The organism is Micromonospora chalcea (assembly GCF_028768405.1).
GTDB lineage: Bacteria > Actinomycetota > Actinomycetes > Mycobacteriales > Micromonosporaceae > Micromonospora > Micromonospora chalcea.
In genome coordinates this window covers 6,216,107-6,237,540 of record NZ_CP118233.1, presented here as the reverse complement: position 1 = coordinate 6,237,540, position 21,434 = coordinate 6,216,107, and the positions used below count along the sequence as shown (strand labels likewise).

Genomic DNA, 21,434 nt, shown 5'->3' with positions numbered 1-21,434 from the left:
AAACGGTACGCGGAAGGGCCCACCCCTCGCGGGGTGGGCCCTTCGTCGTCGGGTGCGGGTCAGCGGCCGAGCAGGATGTCCTGCACGTCCTTGAGCGCGGCGTCGACCTCGGCCTCGAAGTAGCCGCCGGGCACCAGCCCGAAACGCAGCGTGTCGAGGTCCTTCGGGTTCACCGGCATCGGGTTGCGGCCCTGCATGCCACCGAGCAGCGTGTCGAAGAACCGGTCGACCTGGTCCGGGTCGTACCCGCTGCCGAACCGGCGGACCTGGAAGCTGCGCCGGATCTGGTCGACCCGGTAGAGGTCGCTGCCGGGCGGGCCGGCCATCGGCGGGCCCACCATCGGCGGACCGGCGACCGGCGGGGTCACCAGCGGCGGGCCGGTCATCGAAGGGCCGGGGCCGTAACCCTGGTCCGGCGGCCCGTAACCGGGCTCCGGCGCGCCGTAGCCCTGCTGCGGCAGCGCGGGCGGGCCACCCGGGCCACGACCACGCAGCTCACGCTCGGGCATGCGGATCTCGGCGGTCATGTCGGCACGCCCACGCCGGCCGGCCTCGAAGCCGTCGAAGCGCTCCTCCTGGCCGTACCCGCCGGGGCCGCTGTCCTGGCCGTACCCGCCGCTGTCCTGGCCGTAGCCGCCCGGACCGGTGTCCTGGCCGTACCCGCCGGGGCCGCTGTCCTGGCCGTAGCCGCCGGGGCCGGGCGGCAGGCCACGCGGCGGTGGGCCGCCGTGCCCGATCGGCGCGCCCGGGCCCATCGGGCCGGGGCCGCCCGGGCCACGCGGGCCGTCGTAGCCACCGCGCGGGCCGTCGTACCCGCCGGCGAACGCGCCGGTCGGCTCGTCGTAGCGGCTGCCGTAGCGGTCGGCGGGTGGGCCGGGCTGGGCCGGCATCTGCCGGGGCGGCATCGGCGGCTGCGGCACCGGCGACATGCCCCTGTCGTCGCGCATCGGCGGGCCGAGCCGGTCGGGAATCCGGGGGTCGCCACCGCGCCCGGCGGGGGCGCCACCGCGCTCCTCCAGCTCGGCGAGCTGCCGCTCAACCCGGTCGAGGTGCAGGTCCACCTGCCACTCGTCGTAGCCGTTGAAGCGGACCCGGAAGACGACGTCGTGGACCTCCTGGGAGGCCACGGGCGCGCCGACCGGCTGACCGGCGAGTGTCGCCTCGACCCGGTCCAGGAAGGCGTCGACCTCGTCGACCTTGTATCCCCGGCGGAGCGCCTTACGCCGGAAACGCTGACCCTGACTCGCCACTATGTCTCCTGGTCTCGTACCGCTACGCCGTTGCCGCGCGTGAGTCGCCGTCCGTGTCCCCGGCGGCGGCGAGCTGGCCACACGCCCCGTCGATCTCGCGTCCCCGGGTGTCCCGCACGGTGGTCGACACCCCGGCGTCGCGCAACCGCCGGACGAACTCCCGCTCGACCGGCTTCGGGCTGGCGTCCCAGCGGCTGCCCGGAGTCGGGTTGAGCGGGATCAGGTTCACGTGGGCCAGCTTGCCGGCCAACAGCCGCCCGAGCAGATCTGCTCTCCACGGCTGGTCGTTCACGTCCTTGATCATCGCGTATTCGATGGACACGCGACGCCCCGTCGTGGCCGCGTAGTCCCACGCCGCGTCCAGCACCTCGGACACCTTCCAGCGCTGGTTGACCGGGACGAGTTCGTCGCGCAGCTCATCATCGGGGGCATGCAGCGACAACGCAAGGGTCACGGAGAGGTCTTCGCTGGCCAGTCGCCGGATCGCCGGGACCAGCCCGACCGTGGAGACGGTGATGTGCCGCTGCGACAGGCCCAGGCCCTCCGGCGCCGGAGCGACCAGCCGGCGGATCGCCGCCACCACCCGCGAGTAGTTGGCCAGCGGCTCGCCCATGCCCATGAACACCACGTGCGACAGCCGCGGCGGCGAGCCGGACACCGCGCCGGAGGCGGCCACCCCGGCCAGGTAGACCGCCTGGTCGACGATCTCGGCGGTGGACAGGTTGCGGGTCAGCCCGGCCTGGCCGGTCGCGCAGAACGGGCAGGCCATGCCGCACCCGGCCTGGCTGGAGATGCAGACGGTCACCCGGTCCGGGTAGCCCATCAGCACGCTCTCCACGAGCGAGCCGTCGTGCAGCCGCCAGAGCGCCTTACGGGTCGCGCCGTCGTCGCAGGCCAGCTCGCGTACCGGGGTGAGCAGGGTGGGCAGCAGCTCACCCGCCAGCCGCTCCCGGGTCGCCGCCGGCAGGTCGGTCATCCGCTCCGGGTCGCGCACCAGGCGGCCGAAGTAGTGGTTGGAGACCTGCTTGGCGCGGAACGCCGGCTCGCCCAGCTCGGTGACGAGCGCCTGCCGGCCGGACAGGTCCAGGTCGGCGAGGTGGCGCGGAGGCATCGAGGGTCGGCGGCCGCGGGCGTCGGGGTCTACGGAGATCAGCGGGAGACTCGTCATGGCGCGTCCAGTCTGACACGCTCCCGCCCGGACGCACCCGTCCGTACGTGTCGAATCGCCCCCGGCCGCCCGGCCCGCCGCGGGTCTCCGCCGTGACGCATACCTCAGCTCACCACCGGGACGAACACGGCGAGCAGAAGGTAGGCCACCGGCACCGCGAACAGGATCGAGTCGAGCCGGTCCATCAGACCGCCGTGCCCGGGCAGCAGGTTGCTCATGTCCTTGACGCCGAGATCCCGCTTGATCATCGACTCGGCGAGGTCGCCGAGCACCGCGGAGACCGAGATCGCCATCCCGAACAGCGCGCCCCACCAGGGCGCCACGTCGAACAACACCCACAGCAGCACCGCGCTGCCCGCCGCCGCGGCGGTCACCGAGCCGGCGAAGCCCTCCCAGGACTTCTTCGGGCTGATCGTGGGCGCCATCGGGTGCTTGCCGAACGACACGCCGGCCGCGTACCCGCCGGTGTCGGAGAGCACCACCGCGACGAGCGTCACCAGGACCCGCAGGTGCCCGTCGCCCGGCGCCGCCGCGAGCATGGCCGCGAACCCGGCGAGGAACGGCACGTACACCGCGATCAGGGTGGCCGCGGTGAGGTCGCGCTGGTAGTTGCCCGGCCCGTCGCCCAGCCGCCAGATCATCGTGCCCAGCACCGTGACCAGCAGGCCGAGGCAGAGCGCGTCCGGGCCGGCGAACCAGGCCAGGCCCACCGTGATCACGCCACCGGCGACCAGCGGCGCCAGCGGCGGGTGGGCGCCGCTGCGGCGCACCGCGCGGGCCATCTCCCAGATGCCGATCCCGACCGCGGTCGCCAGCACGGCCAGGAACGCCGGCATGAAGAAGAACAGCGGCACCACCACCGCGGCGCCGAGGGCCACCCCGACGCCGATCGCGGCCGGCAGGTTGCGCCCCGCCCGGGACGTCGTCGGCGTGTTGGTCGGCGGACGCTCGGCGCTCGCCCGCCGTCGCCCCCGACCCCGGCGACCGGGCGGCGGCTCGGGCTCGGGCTCGTCGCGTACCGCCGGGATCTGGTCGGTGGGCTCGTCGCGCACCGGCGCGATCTGCGCGGTCGGGTACTCGTCGTCGCGGGCCGGCGCACCCCACGGGCCGCGGCGCTCCGGCCCGTCGGGCCGGCCGCGGTCGCCGGCCGGCGGTCCGTCGTACCGGCCCGGTCCGTCGTGGCGCCGACCGCTGTTCGGGTACGGCCCGGCGTACGTGTCCGGGGCGGCGTACGTGTCCGGGGCGGCGTACGTGTCCGGGGCGGCGTACGTGTCCGGGGCGGCGCCGGGGCGGGCGTAGCCGCCCGGCTCGGTCGGGTGGGTGGGCGCCGCCGGAGCGGGCCGCCAGGGGCCCGGCTCCAGATCGGTGTCCGGCCAGGGCAGAGCGGGGGCCGGACGGTCCCAGCCACGCGGCTCGGTGCTGCCGTAGGGGTCGGGGTGGGACATCACGCACCGGCAGCCGGTACGAGAGCCACCACATGACGCAAGACCAAAACCATCCCCTACCGGCGTGAGACTTCTGTTGACCGACCGACGGCCGGGCGACCCCCGCCGTTCACCCCGTGGTGGCCGGGAATCGTGCCGAGCCTACTGCACCCGCCGGAGCCCCGAGGGTCTGCGCCGCCGGGCACGACGACGGCACCGGGCCGCCGCCCGTGCGGGCGACGGCGGCGGTGCCGTGCGGGGTACGCGCGCGCTCAGACCTCGAGCAGCTCGTTCTCCTTGTGCTTGACCAGCTCGTCGACGGTAGCGACGAAACGCTGGGTCAGATCGTCCAGCTCCTTCTCCGCGCGCCGGCCCTCGTCCTCGCCGACCTCGCCGTCCTTGACCAGGCGGTCCAGCTCCTCCTTGGCCTTGCGGCGGATGTTGCGGACGGCGACCTTGGCCTCCTCGCCCTTCTGCCGGGCGACCTTGATCATCTCCCGGCGCCGCTCCTCGGTCATCTGCGGCAGGACGATGCGGAGCTGGTTGCCCTCGTTGTTCGGGTTCGCCCCGAGGTCCGAGTCGCGGATCGCCTTCTCCATGGCGCCCAGCTGCGAGTTGTCGTACGGCTTGATGATCACCATGCGGGGCTCGGGCACCGCGATGGAGGCCATCTGCGGCAGCGGGGTCGGGCTGCCGTAGTAGTCGATGACGATCCGGGAGAACATGGCGGCGTTGGCGCGACCGGTACGGATCCCGCCGAACTCCTCCTTGGCGTGCTCGATGGCACGCTCCATCTTCTCCTCCGCCTCGAGGAGGGTGTCGTCGATCACCGGTCTCCTCGCCTCCTTCTGTCGCTCGTCGTGGGTAGTGCGGGTGCCGCCGTGGCAGAGGGACCGCTTGTCGATCCGGCGGGCCGGTCAGGCGGTGATCAGGGTGCCGATCTTCTCACCGGCGACGGCCCGGACGATGGTGTCGTCGCCCTGGGCGCCGAAGACCAGCATCGGCAGGCCGTTCTCCATGCAGAGGCTGAACGCGGCGGCGTCGGCCACCCGCAGGTTACGGCGCAGCACCTCGGAGAAAGTGATCGAGTCGAGCTTGCTCGCGGTCGGGTCGATCCGGGGGTCGGCGGTGTACACCGCGTCCACGCCGTTCTTGCTCATCAGCACCACGTCCGCGCGGATCTCCAGCGCCCGCTGGGCGGCCACCGTGTCGGTGGAGAAGTACGGCATGCCGGCGCCCGCGCCGAAGATGACCACGCGGCCCTTCTCCAGGTGCCGGATCGCCCGCAGCGGGATGTACGGCTCGGCGACCTGGGCCATGGTGATCGCGGTCTGCACCCGGGTCTCGATGCCCTCCTTCTCCAGGAAGTCCTGGAGGGCCAGGCAGTTCATGACCGTGCCGAGCATGCCCATGTAGTCCGCGCGGGCCCGGTCCATGCCCCGCTTCTGCAGCTCGGCGCCGCGGAAGAAGTTGCCGCCGCCGACCACCACGGAGACCTGCACACCACGGCGTACGACGGTGGCGATCTGCCGGGCGATGCCCTGCACGACGTCGGGGTCGACACCGATCGCGCCGCCGCCGAAGACCTCACCGGAGAGCTTCAGCACCACCCGGCGGGACCGACCGGGAGGAGGCGCGGTCGGATCCTCCATCGCCAGGCTCCGGTCACTCACAACCTGCGTCATCCGCCCCGCCCCTTCTCCCCGCGCATAGCGCGGGCGTCGCGTACGTGCCCTTGCCGACCCTATGTGACGAGGAGGCCGCGGTGCCTGTCGCGTACACCGGCGGCCTCCTCGTCGACGTTCTCCCCTGTGCCCGGGCCCGGAAGGCCCGGCGCGGCGGCTCAGGCCTGGCCGACCTCGAACCGCAGGAAGCGGGTCACCTCGATGCCGGCGTCGGCCAGCACCTGCTTGACGGTCTTCTTGTTGTCGGCGACCGACGCCTGCTCCAGCAGGACGAAGTCCTTGAAGAAGGCGTTCACCCGGCCCTCGACGATCTTCGGCAGCGCCGCCTCGGGCTTGTTCTCCTCGCGGGCGGTCTGCTCGGCGATGCGCCGCTCCGACTCGACGGTCTCGGCCGGCACCTCGTCGCGGGTGAGGTACTTCGGCCGCATCGCGGCGATCTGCATGGCCACGGCGCGCGCGTCGGCGTCCGCCGCCTCGTCGTTCTTGCCGGTGAACTCCACGAGCACGCCGACCGCCGGGGGCAGGTCCTGGCTCTTGCGGTGCAGGTAGACCGCGGTGGTGCCGTCGAGCTTGGCGAAGCGGTTGAGCACCAGCTTCTCGCCGATCTTGGCGGACTGCTCCTGAATCAGGTCGGCCACGCTCTTGCCGTCGATGCTGCTGGCGAGCAGCTCCTCGGCGTTGGTGGCGCCGCTGGCCACGCCGTGCTCGACGAGCTGCTGGGCCAGCGCGATGAAGGCGTCGTTCTTGGCGACGAAGTCCGTCTCGCAGTTGAGCTCGAGCAGCGCCTGGCCGGAGTGGGCGACGAGCCCGTTGGCGGCGGTGCGGCCGGCCCGCTTGCCGACGTCCTTGGCGCCCTTGACGCGCAGGATCTCGACGGCCTTGTCGAAGTCGCCCTCGGCCTCCGTCAGCGCCTTCTTGGAGTCCATCATGCCGGCGCCGGTGAGGTCGCGGAGCTTCTTGACGTCCGCGGCGGTGAAGTTGGACATGACTCTCTCTTCGGTGTCAGTGAGGTGGTCTGGGGTGCTGGTTACCCGGTTCCGGGCCGGTGCTGCCGCCCGGCGTACCCGTCGCGCCCCACCGCCGGGAATCGCCGACGGTGGGGACGCGACGGCGAGATCACTCGGCGGCGGCGGTCGCCGGCTGCTCGGCAGCGGCGGCGGCGGGCTGCTCGTCGGCCTTCTTCGGCTCCTCGAGCAGCTCACGCTCCCACTCGGCCAGCGGCTCGTCGGCGGCGACCTGGCCGGCCTCGGGCTTCTCGTCCGCGCCCCGGTTACGGCCGGAGCGGGCGATCAGACCGTCGGCGACGGCGGCGGCGACGACCTTGGTCAGCAGCTCGGCCGAGCGGATGGCGTCGTCGTTGCCCGGGATCGGGAAGTCGACCTCGTCCGGGTCGCAGTTGGTGTCGAGCACGGCGATCACCGGGATGCCCAGCTTGCGGGCCTCGTCGACGGCGATGTGCTCCTTCTTGGTGTCGACGATCCAGACCGCGGCCGGGAGCTTCTGCATGTCCCGCAGACCACCGAGGGTCTTGGTGAGCTTGATCTTCTCGCGGGAGAGCTGGAGCGTCTCCTTCTTGGTGTAACCGGCGGCGGTGCCGCTCAGGTCACCCAGGGCCTCCAGCTCCTTCATCCGCTGCAGCCGCTTGTACACGGTCTGGAAGTTGGTCAGCATGCCACCGAGCCAGCGGTGGTTGACGTACGGCTGGCCGACCCGGGTCGCCTGCTCGGCGATGGCCTCCTGGGCCTGCTTCTTGGTGCCGACGAACAGGATGCTGCCGCCACCGGCGACGGTGGTGCGGACGAACTCGTACGCCTTCTCGATGTAGTCGAGCGTCTGGCGCAGGTCGATGATGTAGATACCGTTGCGCTCGGTGAAGATGAAGCGCTTCATCTTCGGGTTCCAGCGCCGGGTCTGGTGCCCGAAGTGCACACCGCTTTCCAGCAGCTGACGCATGGTCACGACGGCCATGGTGGGTTACTCCTACTGTGTCCCTGGTTGTCCGTCCGGCCGGCGGCCGGACGCCTGGCGCCCGGTCGGCGGCCGGGGTGGGCCCGGGTGAAGAACCGGGACCAGGGAGGCCGTCGCCCCACGGAGGAGACCGTGGAAAGGGCACGCGAGGTCGACCGCACGAGGCGGTCGCCAGTCGACCAGTGTACGCGCCCTGTCCGCCGCACGGCCTGCGGGTGCGGGAGGCCGGCTCGATCGACTCTGACGCGGCCTTGATCGACTCCGGTACGGCGAAGTGGCGGTGTCAACCTGTCTGTGACACCGCCACTTCGGCGTACTGGTTCAGCGGTCGTCCACCCGCTCAGCCCGCCGCGAGGGCTGCGGCGAGGAAGAGGACCAGCCCGACCGTCAGGTACGCCGTCGGCGGGCGCAGCCAGCCCCGGCTGCCGTCGGCCAGCGCCAGCCCGCCGGTACGCAGCCCGTACAGGCCGGTGCCGAAGATCGGCAGCCCGACGGTCAGGAACATGCCCACCACCACGTGCGACGTCGACACCGGGTCGCCGAACAGGCCGTGCAGCAACACCCGTACCGCCGGCACCTCCAGCACCAGCACCATCACCGCCAGCAGCACCGCGAGCGCCGGACGCCGGGTCCGGTAGACGCCGTCACCGGGCGGCGGACCGTCCGGCCGGGGCATGAGTGCCGGCATCGGGCCGGTCGGCATCTCCAGCGGATTCGGGGTCGCCGCCGGCTCGGCCGGACCGGCCGGGCGCTCACCGATCCGCAGCGGAGTCGCCTCGCCGGGGTTGAGCCGCGCCGCGGCCGACGGGTCCGTCCCACCGGTCACCGGCGGCTCGGCCGACCGGCCGGTGTCCACGATCGGGTAGCCGCCGAGCGGGCCCGGACCGGCCTGGCCGGCAGCGCCGCCGAGGGCCAGCGCGTTACCGCCACCGCGCGGATCGGCGTTGTGAGCGGCCAGGCCGTACGGGTCGCCGCCGGTACGGGACGCGCCGTCGGAGGCCGGGGTGCCGAGCGGGCTCGCCGGCGCCGCGCTCAGCGGGTTGCCGTGCGCGGCGGTGCCGAGTGCGTCCACACCACTGCGCGACACCGCGGCGAGCGAATCGTCCGCGGACTCGCGGGCCGCCCGCCGCCCGGCACGTGACCCGGGCAGCTCACCGGAGACCTCCGGGTCGTCCGGCCGCTGCGACCGCCAACTGCTCGTGTCGTCCACCAGCGGGTCGGCGGCGGAGTACCGGCCCGGCTCGGCGTACCGGCTCTCACCGGCGCGCTGCTCCGGCGTGCGGTAGTCGTCGTCGCGGTAGCGGGGCTCACCCGCGGCGCGCCAGTCCGACTCGTATCCGCGGTCGCCCCATCGCGACCCCTGCTCATCCTCGGGATAGCTCCGTCGTCCGTCCACGACCGGCACGGTATGCGACCGGCTCCAGCCGCGCCATTCGGGTCTGGTGGGACATCGTCCCAGCTCGGACGGACTATCTCGCGTCATCGGATCGTCGCATCTCGTGAGTTGGGCGCGACGGTCGCCTAGTGAGGCTCGACGCCTGCTGGCACTCGCTACCGTCGAACCCGCCCCGCTGAGGTGCACCACTTGACCGATCCGCAGGCCGCCGACCAACGGGTGCACCAAGAGGCCACGTAGGGCCGAACGGGGCAAATCTTCGGCCACGACGGACATGCCCCCGTAACGCCGCCCCCTCAGCGACCCACCTCTTCGTGGCAGCCAGCGGAAGCCAGGGCACTACTCAGCATGTCACCCTCACCCCGATGAGACACAACCGAAGACGCGCCGGCACTCAGGGCAGCGTTGGCATGGGAAGCCGAACGCCTCCTGCCCGCGGAGTAGCTAACTGGGGCAGCCCACTCCACAACCGGAGGCATTCGTCTCCACGCCCACTCACGTTGCGCAGCAATAGCATAGCTGCGAGTTGTGGCGGTGGCGGCTTGGACGCATCCAACCACTCCGGGCATCCTGAGCGGGAAAGCTCAATAAGCCCCGCCGCCACAGGCTCACTGAGCCGCCCAGTCGCCCAAGAAGGATGGGCGGACTCCATTCTTCATCATCGAGAACATGTCGTTCCGACTATTCCCATATCGGTAGACCGAGGAATCGAATCCCGCGTAAAACCTGCCATCACTCCCTGAATATATGGTCAAATGAAAGCTGTCGACTCCAACTGGCATGAGAGCGACGCCAGCCACTGTCGCACAGCGCCGGGATATCCTCGCGTCCCGCACTGTACATACGGCCGACGGTTCAAACCGAGTCCAGCTGGCAATCCTTTCCCCAGCGATGAGGAGGGTTGGAGGATGCTCAACCGTCAGGCCGATGTATTGACCCAAGAATGCGTGACCCTCCTCGTGACACTCAAATCCTGCCCGCTTCAGATTCGCCGCGACAACTTCTATTTCAGGCAACCCGCCAGCCGCCCTCGAATTGGACGAGCCGAGGAACCCGAACAGTTCTGCTTCATGCATAGTTCACCTTGACAGGTCAGTCGCTCCACGCCGCACGAGGACGCTTTGACAGGATAGGCATGCCGCCTCCGAGACACCAGTTGCATTGCGAACAGTCAAGAACTCGATGTCACTCAAACGTAGCGAGCGTCCGGCTCGAGCCTCGAACGCCGCTCCGTGCTCTGCGATAAGAGCGTTGCAAGCCCGAATCTCCGCGCAGTTGTCGGCCCCTCGGCCCGCAATCTGCCCGCCATCCGCAAGAGCGGAATCGATCTCGGGCTCGAAATAGGCTGGACGGGACGAATGGCCAGAGTGGCCGATCGAAACCATGTCGGTCCCTCGAAACCGGGCTGCGGCAGTCATCGTGGCGTCTTCGGGCGCTGATCGCGCTGCGGCTCTAGCCTCAGATCCGCAGTTGTGCACGAGTACCGGAGTGTTGCCGGCCACCACATAGTACGTGTGGACGACGGAGACCGTCAGGTCGCGCATCACCTCGCTGCCGCTGAAGTTGCGGACCTTGACGACGTTCACCGTCGACCCGTCCGCCGCGAGCAGCCCTTCGGCGGCCTTAAGCTCACCCGCGCCGACCCACTGCTCGCGGGTGACGCTCCAGAACGGGTGGTGCTGCGTGGTGTCGATCGTCGACACAGCGCCCTTGCCGTCGCGGACGACCAGGTCGGTCAGGGCGTCGTCCCGGTTGATGTGCAGCTTTTCCACCGTCTGGGCACTGGTGGCCCCGCGCTCGGGGTCGTGGGCGAGGACCTGGTCGCCCTCACGCACCTCGGCGATCGGCTGCGTCGTCCCGTCGGCCATGAGGACCGGGGTGTCCGGCGAGAAACTGTGTGTCGGGCAGCCGCCCTTGGAGCTGGGTGCGCCTCCGCCGTTGTTTCCGCCGGTCTTGCCCTTGGCCGGCGCGACGGGCTCCTTTTTCGGAGGTTCGGGCGTCTTCGGTGCCGGTGGCCGCGGAGTCTCCCGGATCTCCTTCTTCAGCAAGGCCATCTCTTTGGCCTCGGCCGCCGGGTTGATCGACGGGGGCTTGCCCCACCTGATGCGCGCCACGACTGCGCCGGCCTTGTCGGCTCCCCAGTCGATGACCTTCTTGCACCACCTGCCGAGCTTGCAGGCCCAGTCGAGTCCGGGCACGACCGAGACGCCGGACAGCGCGGCCTCCCGCCAGTTTCCTTCGGTGGCGTAAATGACCGCGTTGACGCCGTCACATCCCGCGCCCAGACCGATGAGGAAAAGGCCACACGCCTCAAGGGACTCGTGCGTCTTCTGTCGGCCGGTCTTCTTCGTCGGCCCCCCACTGCCGTCGTTGCGGCTGGGACCATGGCCCTGGCCGGTCTTGCCCTCCGCGTAGTTCTGGCACGCATAGCCCCCGAGGCCGCTGCAAACAACAATGTTGTTGGCCGTCGGGTTGAGGTACTCGGGGATGATCAGACCGCTCGGGTCGCTGAACGTGACCGGGTTGTTCGACGCGTAGGTGTAGGCGGACAGCTGCTGCGGGTTGCCCGGGTCGTTGATCGGGTCGACCGAGATGAACCGGCCGATGGTCGGGTCGTACTCGCGGGCTCCGAGATGGGTCAGGCCGGTGGCGTCCTGATAACCACCGAGGAACCCCTGTTGGTTGGGCCAGGTAACCGCCGCACCCCGGGGCGACCCGTACGGCGTCTGACGGCGCTGGGTGATGGTCTGGTTCGTGTCGTTGGCGACGCTGACCTGCGAGGTCCCCTGGTGGTCACTGGCCAGCCAGGTGATGCCGGTGACGGTGCGCTGCGCGACCACCTCCCCGCCGAACGAGTAGTAGCGGGTGGCCGTCACCTGCCCCGTGGTGCCGTTCTTGCGGATCTCCTGATCCCCGAGGAACAGGGTGCTTCCGGTGGGATCGGTGGCGATGAGCCGGTTGCCGCCCGCGTCGTAGATGTAGGAGCTGGCGCCGGTGCTATCGGTCACCGAGGCCAGGTGCCCCTCGACGTCCCAGGTGAGGGCTTGCTGCCCGGACTTGCCGGGCCGGCTCTTCGTGTTGCCGGCCTCGTCGTAGGTGTACGAGCCGGTGGTGGTGCCGGTGTTGTCGGTCCGGCTCCACCCGTTGAGCCGGTGCGACTGCGGCGTGCCCGCCGTCGGGTAGGAGTAGGACGTCGTCACCGTCCCCGTCGGGGTCCCGCGCTCGATCTGGGTGCGACGGTTGCCGATGCGGCCCTCCGGGTCGTTCGGCGCGCCGAACGACCACTGCTGCCAGTACGGTGCCGGGCCGCCCAGTTGTGTCTCGGTCTGCGGTTTCGCCGTGCAGTCGAAGGAAGCCGGAGTCCACGCCTCGGTGAGCCGGCGCTGGTGGTCGTAGGTGAAGCACTGGGTGTCGCGGGGGCGGGCACCCGTGTTGTCATCGATCTTGGTGATGTTGCCGCTGGCGTCGTAGTCGTAGAACGTGTTCAGCACATACGAGGGGGCGACTGAGCGGGTCACCGAACTGCTGCTGACCCGGCCCGTGGTCTCGTCGTACGAGTTCTTGCTCTGGACCGACTTCGCACCCGTCAGCGCGGTGGCGCGGGTGATGGTGTTCAGTTCGTGCAGGTCGCTGTAGCCGGCGTCGACCACGTAGTAGGTGGCGTCGATGTAGTCGGTCGCCAACCGGTCCAGCATCGCGTACGTGGTGTCGTACTTGTAGTTCAGCACCTCCTGGTCGAGGCCACCCGCGGCCGGAATGGTGAGCGTGTTGGGTGAGCCATCGCCCAGGAAGGTCGCCTTGGACGTGAAGCTACAGGTGACCTTGCCGATACCGCAGAAGCCGGCCTGCGACGCCGGGAGGGTGAGCTTGGTCTGCGTCGTGTTGTACATCTTGTCGACAGTCACGACCTCGGAGCGGTACTCCTCGGACCCGATCCACCGCGACGACGACGTGGCGATGCCCTTGACCGGCGAGTCGTAGGTCAACTCCGTGCGCTTCTGCCCCGTCAGGCTGCCCTCGTGGGTGGTGCGTAGCCGTCCGACCTCGTCGTAGGCGTACCAGAGGTCAGGCGTGTCGGGGCGGGAGTCGGTAGTCCTCTCCAACTCCCCGAGGGTGTTGTACTTCCTGGTGGACGTGCCGGCGTCCGGGTCGCTCGACGAGATCAGCCGGCCCTGGATGTCGTAGGCGTAGGACCAGGTGTTGCCGGACGGGTCCTTGACGGTGGCCAACTGCCCCACCGGGTGGTAGGTGTACCTGGTCTCGTCGTAGGTCCCGGTGGCGGTCCGCCCGTGGTACTGCCAGAGCTTCTCCGTCCGGCCGTACGGGTCGGTCCATACCGTGGTGGCGGCCTGCCCGACCGGAGGCTCCACGGTGACGTGGTCACCGTGATACGTGGTCGAGGTTCTGGCCTTCTCGACCTGGACGCTCGCGACCGAGCCGAGAAGCAGGGAGTGAGTCTGTCGGCCGGCGTTGTCGTAGATCGCCTGGGTCTGGCTCGGCACGTCCTGGTCGAGCCGCGACCTGATGGTCGAGGTGTCGATCGCGCCGGAGTCGTAGTAGGCCGAGTTGGACTTGTAGATGCGACCGGCCGCGTCGTAGAACGTCTCGGTCATGATCCGGCCGCTGCGATGGGCCGGTTCCTGCGTCTGCCGCTGGCGGCCCAGCGCGTCGAAGATCATGTACGAGGTGTCGCTACCACCGAGAGCGTTCACCGCGGTGGTCACCACGTACGACGGCGCCGTCTTCGACAGCGTGTAGGCATAGCTGGTCGACGGCGTGGTGGGGTTGTTCGCCCGCTGCCGGTTGGGCAACCACACCTGGAGGGCGCGGCCCAGGGCATCGTAGGTGTACTCGGTGACGTAGTTGTTGACGTCGGTGCTCTTGAGCGCGAGGCCGGTGGCCGGGTCGAGGTCCACCGTCGTGGTCCACTGCAACGGGTTGGTGGTCGTCCGCTGGGTGACCGGCCCACCGGTGGCCGGGACGTACGCGGTCGTCGTCTTCTTCCCGGCGATGTCGGTGACCTCGGTCGTGCGGCCCCGAAGGTCGTACTTGGCTGTCCCCACCTGCTGGTAGGTGCGGTTGCCGCCGGCAAAGTCGACGATCTTCTCGCTCGCGGTGAGCAGCCCCTTGTCCGGCGCCGTGCCGTACGCCTGCCCGTCGTAGCTGAACCGGACGTCACCGAGGATCTGGTTGGTGTCGGTGGGCGTGGTGGAGCACGCCCCGACCCAGCCGTGGATTCGCTTGACCGGCGTGAGCAACCACCGGTTGGCGTTGCGGATGTACTCGGTCTTGCTGCACCGCTTGTCCCCGGTGGCGCCGCCGTCGGGGCTGTCCTCCTGGGTGGTCGGCATGCCGTAGTCGTCGAAGTCGGTGGTCGACGTGCTGCGCCGCCAACCGGAGTCCGTGGCGGTGCGGGAACTCACCGTGCGTACCCGGGTGTACCGGGATTCGGCGACTGGGCTTCCCGCCCGGGTGGCCGTCGCCTCGGAGCGCCACATCGTGTATACGGTCGCGGACAGGACGTTTCCGTCCAGCCAGGTGATCGTCTCGCGGGGCGAGCCGCTGAAGTGGTCGTAGTCGTTTACCGCCCCGCCTTCCAGACCCTGGACTTGCGTCGTGCGGGTGCTGCCGTTGGCGAGCTTGTCGCCGTACATCCCTCGGTAGTAGAGGGTTTCGGTCTTGGTCCGCGCGGGGCCCTCACCGACGTAGGTCACCACGCGGGGGAAGCCACGCCACTGCGACCAGGTACGGCGGTCGTTCGGAGTGATGCCGGTGTCGTCGTCGTGGTGCCACAACGCCTCGTTGTTGGTGTTGAGGTACTCGTACGCGGTGCGCAGCGGCCTCGACCCTCCGGTGGGGTCGATCTGCTGGACCTCCTCCACGACGTACTTGTGGAAGAAGTCGGTGACCTTGTCCCTGCCGTTGGGTGCCCACTCGACCGGATAACAGAGCAGTTTGTTCTTGTCCAGCGCGTCCTTCGAGGGCATCACGCTGCCGCGGACGCATTGCGGCTGCTTGTAGGTGACGAAGATCTGCCCGCCGGTCTCCAGGGTGATCAGGTTGACCCGGTGCCAGTTCATCGCCAGGGCCCAGTCGCTGCCGCCGGCGTCCACCCGGTTCGGCATCTGGATGCCGGAGAAGGTCACCTCCGGCGTCGTGATCGTGCCACCGTTGAGACCCTTGTGGGTGATGCCTTCGAGCCAGAGACCGGCCCTCGTGCCGTCACCGGGGTCGAGGAACGCGTGGCGGAAGGTCCACGAGTCCGCCTTCTGGTAGGCCGAGGCGGACGCCTTCCACGCCTTGGTGGTGATCTCCGTGGTGCGCTTTGCGGACCAGAACGTGGGAGAGCCGTTGGTGCACGGGTTGGTCGAGGCGGTGCAACTCTGGTCCCAGGGAGTGTCCGGCCAGTTCGTCGCATTCTTCGTGGTGCAGTTCTGCAGACACCGGTCCACGTTCGTGAACTCGATACGTCCCGGCACGTTCTCGATGTACGGCGACGTGGCGGCGTACTCGTTGTCGTCCCGGTTGTCGCTGCCGTAATCGATGCGGGTCAGGTAGCCGGCCCGGTCGTAGACGACGGGCGTCGTGCCCGTCAGGTTCTTGGCGTAGTAGTTGGTCTCCTTGGCCCACCAGTAGGACATGGTGTTGCCGTGGATGTCCTGGACGTAGTCGAGATTCCACCGCCAGGCCTGCGGCTTCCCGTTGCAGTCGGAGGCGGCGAAGGTGCCGGCGTTGCAGGGTTCGCCCGGGTTGTTGCCGTACACCGGGACGGTCAGCACGGAGTTGGTCGTCGGACGGCCGGTGGCCCAGCCGGGAAGCCGGTGACGTCCGAACCAGTACTGGGTGCCGTCGGTGCCGGTGACCTTCCAGTATTCGTTGTCGTTGTCGCCGTTGGCGTACGCCGACGCGGTGAGCAGCTCGACCTTGGTTCCGTTCTCGCTGCGGGGGTGCCAGGTGCCGTCGCTGCCCTTGAGCAGTTCGACGGTGCTGCCGTTGAGCGACATGACGGCGTTCTCCGGGCCCCAGCACAGGTCACCGGTCTTGACCGTGTTGTTCGCGTTGCCACCCATGTCGTCGGCGCACGCCTTGTAGCGCCGCTCGACGAAGCCGGGGGAGAACTCGAAGCCCTCCCCGAACAGGCTCGGCTGGTTGTTGGTCGCCGCGTGCCGACCGTCCACCGACTGCGACGAGTAGCCGAGGCCGAGGGTCGGTTCCGGTCCGCCGGGGCCCGGCGGGACACGCATCGGGTACGACCACTGGAAGCTGCCGGTGGCACCGCTGTGGCTCCACGACGACGTGGAGGCGAGGCTGGAGGCGGCGAAGTCGCCGGCTCCACCGGACGGGCCGGCGGTCAGGGCGAAGACCGCAGCGGCCTGGGCCTCGGGCACCGACACGGTGGTGGTGACCGTCCGGGTCCGCACGTCGTTACGCGAGTTCAACGGCGTGCTGCGGCAGTCCGCTGCGGCGGGGGTGCTCAGGGCACAGTCGGGCAGCTGCGCCAGCCGCAGTCTCGACGCCCAGTCACCGCCGTACGCGGTCGCGAAGGCGGCGTAGTCGATACCCACCTCGACCGGGCCGGCCGCCCGCACCCCGTCAGTGCGTCCGAGGCGTACCAGTAGGCCGTTGATGCCGGCCGCTTCGGCCTGGGCCTTCGGCAGGACCTCGACCCGGACCTTGGCGGGCGCGGCCACCGCGCTTCGGTTGGCCGAGGACGCGGTAGCCGGCCGGACCGTGACCGGCAGCGACCCGGCCCGGCTCGGTGTTGCCGCTGCGCCGGCGGTCGCCGCCAGTGACACCTCGGCGGAGCCCGCCGTTGGCCAGACCGGTGCGGGGCGCCGCACCTTGGCCGCCGCGGCGTCCTTGTCGGGAATCCGCTTGCTGGACGCGGCCTTGTGCAGCGGGGCGGAGGAGTACCGCTGCGGGTCTAGGTGGAGGGCCTGCTCCGGCCGCTCCGCGCGGGCCGGCAACTGGCCACCGAGCGTGGCGGCGAGGACCGTGGCCAACCCCGCGGCGAGGGTACGACGGGCGCCCCGTCGCACCGCGACGCTGACCCGCATCCCCCCACCGCCTGGTTGCGGCCGGCCGGATCGATCGATTCTCATTTCTGCCCTTCAAGAACGAGAGGTTGCCGCACCTGCGTTGCGGACGGGACCGGAGACCCGGGTCAGTCGGTTGCGGCGAACGCCGCCTGGACCTCTGCGGCGCTCAGCGCGCCCTGCCATACCTGGACACGGTCGATGTCACCGTTGAAGTAGTCGGTGGGCGCCCCCCACCTGCCTCGGCCGACCGCCAGCCCGCCTGTTCCGTGCCACGGGTTGAAGGTGGGGGTGAGCTGACTGAACAAATTGCCGTCCACGTAGAGGCTCATCGTCCGGCTCGTGGCATCCTGCACGGCCGTGAGGTGCGTCCACTGGTTGACGAGGCAGGTGCTGCCGGTCACGTAGAACCCAGGCGCGGAGGTCAAGTCGCCGGAGCGGAGCATGATCGACCACTTCGACCCGTTCGCGTCGGTACGACAGCTCAGGAACGAACTGGAGATGTTCACACCGTCCTGGGCGATCACCGTGCGGGCGCCCGCGCCGCCTGCGAACCGCACCCACGCCGAGACGGTGTACGACTGGTCGGTGCGCAGCACCGGACCGCTGGTCTGTGCGGCACCCGAGATTCCGTCGAAGCGCAGGGCAGTCGATCCGTTGAAGCCCTCCGTGGTCCAGTTCGCGGCCGGCGCCGGACCGAGAGTCAGTGGTGTCCGGTAGTCGGAGGAGTCGCCCGATTCCCTCGGCTCGTCCTGGTCGTCACTGTCCATGTCCCACTGGCCGACCCGGACGGGCGCCACGATCTCGGACAGGTCCGTCTCCGGGTCGATGACCCGGTCCCAGACCCGGGCCTCGCTGATGGCGCCGTTGATCCAACCGGTCGGTGCCCCGTTGCGCGCAGCACCGATCGTCAGTGGCCCGGACGCGGACCACACGGAGGCGTTGGCCATGCCCACGCCCTTGCGGACCCCGTTCACGTACAACGAGAGCTGGTTGGTCGAGCCGGCATCGTAGACACCGGCGAGGTGTACCCACACGCCCGGTTGCACCGGCTCGGTACCGCACGCGGGTGACGGGGTCGCCAGAGCGTTCACCGTGTCCGATGCGTAGCTGACCCAGCACCATCGCTGCTTCGCCGGATGGTACTGGAGTTCGAACGGGCTCTTGTTCGTGCCGACCTGCGCCATGACCACCCCACCGACCACATCGGCGCGGACCCAGGCAGCGAAGGAGAAGCTGCGGGTGGTGTCGATGACCGGGCCTGTGGTCGCGGCCTGATCGTCGCCGTCGAACTTGACCGCCCAGTCCTTGCCGCTTCGCCGGCTCGTACCCAGCACACGCGAGTCCGCCCAGGCCGGGGACGGGCTCATGGTCGCCACCGGAGCGCCCTCGACCTTGTTGTTCAGGATCAGACCGGTTCCCTCATCCATCGCCCAGTGCGCGACCGGACCGGACGGGTCGCCTGCCAGGAAGGCGTAGTCGTAGGGGGCGGACGAGTTCCCGGCCTGGTCGCGGCTGCGGACGGTCAGCACGTTCTCATGCCGCAGCGTGGGCGTCGCCACCGTGGTGGCGGTGCCGCCGAGACTGCTGGCACGGACGACCATCTCCGGACCACCGTTCATCTGGTAGACGTAGTCGTATACGTCGGCGGCGCCGTTGGCCGAGAAGGTGAAGCGCCCGGTGTAACCGACCGATCCCCGCAGGTCCTGGTTCGTGCCCCGGGGCGGCGACTCCAGGTAGAGGCCGTCGGCGGCGACAACCCCGGGGGTCGCCTCGGGTGCGGAGTAGTCGACGGAGAACTCGCACCACGGGGACGCCGTGGAGGAACCGCCGAGGGTGTCCTTGGTCTGCACCTGCCACCGGTAGATCTCGCCGTTGACCGTCTTCGCGGACAGCTGCAACTCGGCCTTGGCTCCGGGCGCGACCCCGGAATCGGTCTTGGGCCAGCCGGACACGTTCGTCCAGGTGCCACCCACCAGCTTCTGGAGGGTGAAGACGCCGGAGAGGCTGCCACCACCGCTGCCGTCCGGGTCACTGACCGTCGCCTTCAGCCACGGGAAGTCCGAGCGCACTGCCGGCCGTGACGTACCGGTCACACACGCCTGCCCCGGAGCGGTGTAGCCGGCGTGGGTCGACAGTTGTGCAGCCGTCGGGGTGTTGGGGTTGGTGTTGTACTCCACCGTCAGCTTGGTCTGCACAGGGTCGAACTTCTTCCACCAGTTGCTCGTCGACTCCGATGTGCCGTCGGACTCGCGGGTCGACAGCGCCAGCGTGTAGATCTCCTGGCCCCGGTTGGCGCTGATGTCGGCGGTGACGTTCGGGCTGGCGAACTCCATCGGCTGGTCCGGCTGGGGGTCGTCGGGGCAGCCCTCACCGGTGGATGGCTTGTGCGCGTGCCCGGACCGCTTCTCCAACCACTTGGAGAAGCTCGGCCCGGACCAGGTCTGCTTGCCCGTGGTCGCCATGTCGGCCGTCCGCCAGAGGTTCACTGGGGTGTTGCCGCAGTCCCACGAGTGCGTCATCTCCGTCAGGAACTTGGCGCTGCGGATGGTCTTGCCGGACAGCGACGTGAGCTTGAACGAGAAGTACGACCGGTAGGTGCCGGACCCCTCGGGGTCCCGGCCGACGCGGGCCACACCGTCGTTGCGGGTCGCGTTGTTGGTGCTCGAGTAACCCCAACGGGTCTTCTCGATTGTGCTCCACGGATCGATGACCACTGGGTAGACCGTGTTCTTGCCCCGCAGCAGCGCCTGGTCCGGCACGATGACCAGGTCGTCGCCCTGCACCCGGGTCGGAATCTCCGCCTTGCGCGCGTGGTCCGGCGCGACCCGCAACGACTCGCGCCGGTCCCAGGCGGCGAAGTCGGCTGCCGCCCGGCTCGTCCCCGCACGCGCCTTCGGCGCCACCCCGGTCGAATCCCACATCAGCGCACCGCCCGCGGACAGCATCGGGCTACCGGTCGGGTCGACCACCTCGAATCCGCCGCCGGCCTTGGACCGCTTGGTCAGCGACCCCGTCGTCCGCAGCGAGAAGCGCAACTCGTTCAACATCGGGTTCGCCGCGGCCTGCGCGGACTTCACCACGAGCGCCCAGGTGAACCCGTCGCGCAAAGCCCGCAGCCGCAGGTCCACGTCCGGCAGCACCGAGGCGTAGACGGCGGTGTCGCCGTCGAGCGAGGGGGCCGGGAGCTCCCCCGGCCAGGACAGCGACACCTGCCCGTCGGCCACCGGCAGCCGAATCGCCGGTGCGCTTCCGCCCTGGCTGAACGACACGTCGGCCAGCGTCGCCACGGGCCCCAGCGAACCGTCGGCTCGCCGTTCGAGCCGGGTATCGATCCGTTGCCACGAGTTGTTGTTGCGAGTCTTCGTCCACTGCGGCTCCACGTATGACTCCAGCACCAGGTTGCCCTGGGGCGTGGCGAGCACACGTGAGTTCTCGCTCTTGAGGCTGGTGACCTCGACCTGCATCTTGAGCTTCCTGGCCTGCGCCAGCGCGTCGACCTCGCCCAGCACGGGTGCGTCCGGGGACGCCGGCGGTTCGGCCACCGCTGGCGACGGCAGCAGGGTCGGGCTGCCGACCGCGATCAGGGCCAGCGTGACGACTGCGGCGGCGAAACCGCGACGACGCCACGCGAAAACCGATCCAGGTGCTCTCACCTAGACACTCCTCATTGCGTTTTGGCACGTCAGAGGGCCGTGCGGGGCACGGGACTCAAGGCGTGGAAATCAAGAACCTGTAGCGGACGGCGGTCGCTCCGGCGCCCGACGTCGGGATGTGTCAGCGCGAGCGGCTCGTCAGCGGGCGAGTTGATCGACGACTGGTCGGCGAGAGTGGCTCAGCGCGACGGTCGTTCTATAGATCAAGCTCAAGTTCATTACAGCCCCCGTTCATTGCTCCTCAGCGATGCGACAGTAAAGATCAGCTACACGCCCTGTAAAGAGACGTCACAACTGGTTAGCGCAAACCGCCCACATGCTCCCGAGGTCGTCACCGCCGTCACCGTCCGCCACTGGCGTCTCGCATGTACGGCCGGCAGCCTTACCACATCGATCCGGTGATCGTGGCTCCGTCCACAACCGTCAGCTTGTCCACAGGGCAGCCGCATCCGTCCCGCCGCCCCGGGCCGCCCCGGCGCATCCTGGCCGGCATGACGAACCGGAACCGAGCCGTCGGCGCGTACGGCGAGCGGTGCGCGCTGCGGCACCTGATCGAGACGGGCCTGCGCCCGGTCGCCCGCAACTGGCGCTGCCCCGAGGGCGAGATCGACATCATCGCCTGGGAGGGCCCGGTCCTGGCCATCTGCGAGGTCAAGACCCGCCGCACCGAGCAGTTCGGCTCCCCCGCCGAGGCCGTCGTCCCGGCCAAGGCCCGCCGGCTGCGCGGCCTGGCCGCCCGGTGGCTCGCCGAGACCGGCACCACCGCCGACGAGGTCCGCTTCGACGTGCTGTCCGTCCGGCTCCCGCTCACCGGCCCCGCCCGGGTCGAGCACCTGCGCGGTGCGTTCTGA

At 69.9% G+C, this 21,434-nt stretch carries 12 protein-coding genes; 1 reads left to right on the top strand and 11 read right to left on the bottom strand.

The genetic code is table 11. The features are described from left to right. Positions 1–59 precede the first annotated feature (59 nt). From PVK74_RS28275 to PVK74_RS28230, 11 genes are all read right to left on the bottom strand, one after another. Entirely contained in the window at positions 60–1,250 is a 1,191-nt protein-coding gene (locus PVK74_RS28275; RefSeq protein ID WP_069089228.1) for a DivIVA domain-containing protein, read from the bottom strand. Between the two features lie 22 nt (positions 1,251–1,272). Further along, the gene (gene rlmN, locus PVK74_RS28270) at positions 1,273–2,418 is read right to left on the bottom strand and encodes a dual-specificity RNA methyltransferase RlmN (protein ID WP_104113933.1); all 1,146 of its coding nucleotides are present in this window, start codon (positions 2,416–2,418) and stop codon (positions 1,273–1,275) included. 104 nt (positions 2,419–2,522) lie between these two features. Next, positions 2,523–3,863, bottom strand: coding sequence for a phosphatidate cytidylyltransferase (locus PVK74_RS28265; protein WP_274477595.1), 1,341 nt, complete (start codon positions 3,861–3,863; stop codon positions 2,523–2,525). Positions 3,864–4,114: 251 nt separating this feature from the next. Next, a complete protein-coding gene (gene frr, locus PVK74_RS28260; protein WP_043325889.1) occupies positions 4,115–4,672 on the bottom strand; it encodes a ribosome recycling factor in 558 nt (185 codons plus the stop codon). An 87-nt stretch (positions 4,673–4,759) separates the two neighbouring features. Next, on the bottom strand, positions 4,760–5,494 hold the full coding sequence (gene pyrH, locus PVK74_RS28255) for a UMP kinase (RefSeq protein WP_174533616.1): 735 nt from the start codon (positions 5,492–5,494) through the stop codon (positions 4,760–4,762). A gap of 191 nt (positions 5,495–5,685) precedes the next feature. Beyond that, on the bottom strand, positions 5,686–6,513 hold the full coding sequence (tsf, locus tag PVK74_RS28250; RefSeq protein WP_064447054.1) for a translation elongation factor Ts: 828 nt from the start codon (positions 6,511–6,513) through the stop codon (positions 5,686–5,688). A gap of 130 nt (positions 6,514–6,643) precedes the next feature. Further along, the gene (gene rpsB / locus PVK74_RS28245) at positions 6,644–7,495 is read right to left on the bottom strand and encodes a 30S ribosomal protein S2 (protein WP_043325892.1); all 852 of its coding nucleotides are present in this window, start codon (positions 7,493–7,495) and stop codon (positions 6,644–6,646) included. Positions 7,496–7,835: 340 nt separating this feature from the next. After that, complete coding sequence (locus PVK74_RS28240) at positions 7,836–8,900, bottom strand: hypothetical protein (protein WP_043325893.1); 1,065 nt, start codon at positions 8,898–8,900, stop codon at positions 7,836–7,838. A 599-nt stretch (positions 8,901–9,499) separates the two neighbouring features. After that, on the bottom strand, positions 9,500–9,967 hold the full coding sequence (locus PVK74_RS31245) for an SUKH-3 domain-containing protein (protein WP_084789514.1): 468 nt from the start codon (positions 9,965–9,967) through the stop codon (positions 9,500–9,502). A 3-nt stretch (positions 9,968–9,970) separates the two neighbouring features. Next, the gene (locus tag PVK74_RS28235) at positions 9,971–16,894 is read right to left on the bottom strand and encodes an RHS repeat-associated core domain-containing protein (RefSeq protein WP_274477594.1); all 6,924 of its coding nucleotides are present in this window, start codon (positions 16,892–16,894) and stop codon (positions 9,971–9,973) included. Positions 16,895–17,055: 161 nt separating this feature from the next. Continuing rightward, positions 17,056–20,583, bottom strand: coding sequence for a LamG domain-containing protein (locus PVK74_RS28230; protein WP_274477593.1), 3,528 nt, complete (start codon positions 20,581–20,583; stop codon positions 17,056–17,058). Between the two features lie 491 nt (positions 20,584–21,074). Here PVK74_RS28230 and PVK74_RS28225 point away from each other — a divergent pair, with 491 nt between their 5' ends. Then, positions 21,075–21,434 (top strand): YraN family protein, encoded by a 360-nt coding sequence (locus tag PVK74_RS28225; RefSeq protein ID WP_064447257.1) that lies wholly within the window; start codon positions 21,075–21,077, stop codon positions 21,432–21,434.

Bases quoted from the DNA above. Each gene is read 5' to 3' on its own strand.
- rlmN (WP_104113933.1), bottom strand. From the start codon at position 2,418: ATGACGAGTCTCCCGCTGATCTCCGTAGACCCCGACGCCCGCGGCCGC.
- PVK74_RS28265 (WP_274477595.1), bottom strand. From the start codon at position 3,863: ATGTCCCACCCCGACCCCTACGGCAGCACCGAGCCGCGTGGCTGGGAC.
- pyrH (WP_174533616.1), bottom strand. From the start codon at position 5,494: ATGGAGGATCCGACCGCGCCTCCTCCCGGTCGGTCCCGCCGGGTGGTG.
- tsf (WP_064447054.1), bottom strand. From the start codon at position 6,513: ATGTCCAACTTCACCGCCGCGGACGTCAAGAAGCTCCGCGACCTCACC.
- rpsB (WP_043325892.1), bottom strand. From the start codon at position 7,495: ATGGCCGTCGTGACCATGCGTCAGCTGCTGGAAAGCGGTGTGCACTTC.
- PVK74_RS31245 (WP_084789514.1), bottom strand. From the start codon at position 9,967: ATGCATGAAGCAGAACTGTTCGGGTTCCTCGGCTCGTCCAATTCGAGG.
- PVK74_RS28225 (WP_064447257.1), top strand. From the start codon at position 21,075: ATGACGAACCGGAACCGAGCCGTCGGCGCGTACGGCGAGCGGTGCGCG.